Origin of the sequence: Nocardia sp. NPDC005978, from assembly GCF_040614455.1 — a bacterium.
In the GTDB taxonomy this organism is placed as follows: Bacteria; Actinomycetota; Actinomycetes; order Mycobacteriales; family Mycobacteriaceae; genus Nocardia.
The window spans coordinates 1-2,720 of the sequence record NZ_JBEXUS010000231.1; the positions used below are offsets into that span (position 1 = coordinate 1).

The window sequence follows — 2,720 nt, forward strand, 5'->3', positions numbered from 1 at the left end:
AACCACCCACTCTGGCTCGGCACCATCAAATCCAACCTCGGACACACCCAAGCAGCCGCCGGCATCGCCGGCGTCATCAAAACAATCATGGCGATGCGCGCGGGAGTCCTGCCGAAGTCCCTGCATGTGGACGAGCCGAGTCCGCACGTGGATTGGTCCGCCGGGGCGGTGTCGTTGCTTACCGAGTCCCGGCCGTGGCCGGAGTCGGATCGCCCGCGGCGGGCGGGGGTGTCCTCCTTCGGGGTCAGTGGAACCAATGCGCACGTGATCATCGAGCAGGCGCCGCAGGATTCGAGTGCGGTCGCCGACGGCGTGTGGGGTTGGGGCGTTGTCCCACTGGTCATTTCGGGCCGCTCGGCCGCGGCGCTGGCGGGGCAGGCGGACCGGCTGGCCGAGTTCGTCCAGCACCGTTCCGAACTGGATATCGTCGATGCCGGTGCGGCTCTGGTGAACAGATCTATGTTCGAGCATCGCGCGGTCGTGCTGGATTGGGACCGAGAAGCCGCACTGACCCGTTTGCACGCTCTGGCCTCGAGCGAGCCGGGGCAGGGTGTGATCCGCGGGCAGGTCAACAGGGCGGGCAAGACGGTGTTCCTGTTCCCCGGGCAGGGATCGCAATGGCTGGGTATGGGGCGCGAACTACATGAAACCTCACCCGTCTTCGCGAGCGCGTTCGATGAGGCATTCGACGCATTGAACAAACACTCCGACGGCTCGCTGCGGACCATCATGTGGGACGAGCAGCGCGGCGATCTGATCGATACCCGGTATGCCCAGCCGGCCCTGTTCGCGCTCGAAGTTGCGCTGTTCCGGCTGCTCGAAGCGCTCGATGTACGCCCCGATTTCGTCATCGGGCATTCGGTCGGGGAGATCGCGGCCGCCCATGTGACCGGTCGACTGACTCTCGAGGATGCCGCACGGCTGGTCGTCGAGCGCGGCACGACAATGGCGACGCTGCCGGCGGGCGGCGCGATGGTGGCGGTGCGAGCATCGGCCACCGACGTGGCCGCATTCTTGCGAGGCAGGGCCGAGATCGCGGCGATCAACGGGCCCGCGGCGGTGGTCGTCGCCGGCGACGCCACCGATATCGACGACACCGTGCGGTGCTGCCACGAGCAGGGGTGGAAAACCCACAGGCTGGATGTCTCGCACGCCTTCCACTCCTCGATGATGGATCCGATCCTCGCGGAACTCCGCGACGCGATCGGCGATATCGATGTATCTGGCAGCCCCATACCGTTGATCTCGAATCTGACCGGGCAGCCCGCCGGAGCCGATTACGGCACGGCCGACTATTGGGTTCAGCATGCACGCGGAACCGTCCAATTCTGGGCGGGACTGCAATGGCTGGATTCGGCCGGCGCGACGAGATTCGTCGAAGTCGGACCGGGTAGAGCGCTCGCCGCGCTCGTCGATCAGAGCCTGCCGAATGCAGATGTCCGCACGCCCACGATTGTGCAGAGCCGGCTCGAGCCCGACGCATTCCTGAGTGCCCTCGCCAAATTGTGGGTGGTGGGTGTCGGCGTGAACTGGGCGCAGGTCTTCGACGGGTGCGCTGCCGGTCGAATCGACTTGCCCACCTACGCTTTTCAGCGACAACGGTACTGGCTGGGTTCAGGTCCAGCAGGTACCGGCAGCGCCGATGTGACCGGGTGCGGACTGACCGGAGCCGACCACGCACTCCTGGGAGCGGTGGTCGAACGACCCGAAACCGGCGGGGTGACGCTGACCGGCCGCCTCGCGGTGAACACCCACCCCTGGCTCAGCGATCACGGGGCCGGCGGAGTGAGCGTGTTCCCCGGCGCCGGCTTCGTCGAACTCGCGATACGCGCCGGCGACGAAGTCGGATGCGGGGTCATCGAAGAACTGGCGCTCATGGCACCGCTGATCCTGTCGGGCGGCGGTACGCGGATACAGGTACTCGTCGACGCGGCAGGCGAATCGGGCCGACACACGTTCTCGATCCACTCCTGCGACGAAGGCGTCGGCCGAAGCTGGGTATTGCACGCGCGTGGCGAACTGGTCTCGGAAGTCGCCGAGGGTGTGAACGGGCTGACCGCATGGCCTCCCGAGGAGGCCGAGGAAGTCGATCTCGGAAACGTTTACGAGCAACTGGCGACCCGGGGCTATGAGTACGGGCCCGCTTTCCGCGGGTTGCGAGCGGCCTGGCGGCGCGCAGACGAGGTCTTCGCCGAGATCGCCCTGCCGGACGACGTGCAGGTCGACGGGTTCGGAATCCATCCGGCACTGCTGGACTCGGCACTACACGCACTGGGCGTGGCGCTGCTCGATCAGGACGGACCGGCGGACGGGCAGGTGTGGCTGCCGTTCCTGTGGGAGGGTGTCGCATTGCACGCGGTCGGTGCGCGGGCCGCGCGGGTGCGGTTGCGCCGCGACACGACACCCGGGTCGGTGTCGGCGGAATTGGCCGATGGCACCGGCGCGCCGGTCCTGACGGTGCGATCACTGACCGCCCGCCCCATCACTGATCGACAGCTGGCAGGGTGGGCCGCGGCGGCTAGCCACGACCGGCTCTTCGACGTCGTGTGGTCACCGATGCGGGCCGTACTGGGTGACGCGGCGGAGGCCGCGGTCAGCTGGGAACAGATCAAGGACGCGGTCGACGTGTCGGGGCCGGTGGTCCTGGAAGTCGACGGAACCGGCGGTGCGGTACCCGAACGAGCACGGGCAGTCGCCACCCGAGTCCTCGACGTCGTACA

General features: G+C 67.5%; 1 protein-coding gene. It reads left to right on the forward strand.

The features are described 5' to 3' along the window. Window positions 1-93 precede the first annotated feature (93 nt). Window positions 94-2,720: type I polyketide synthase (locus tag ABZ319_RS40315; protein ID WP_354991865.1), on the forward strand; the 2,627-nt coding region annotated here is incomplete at its 3' end.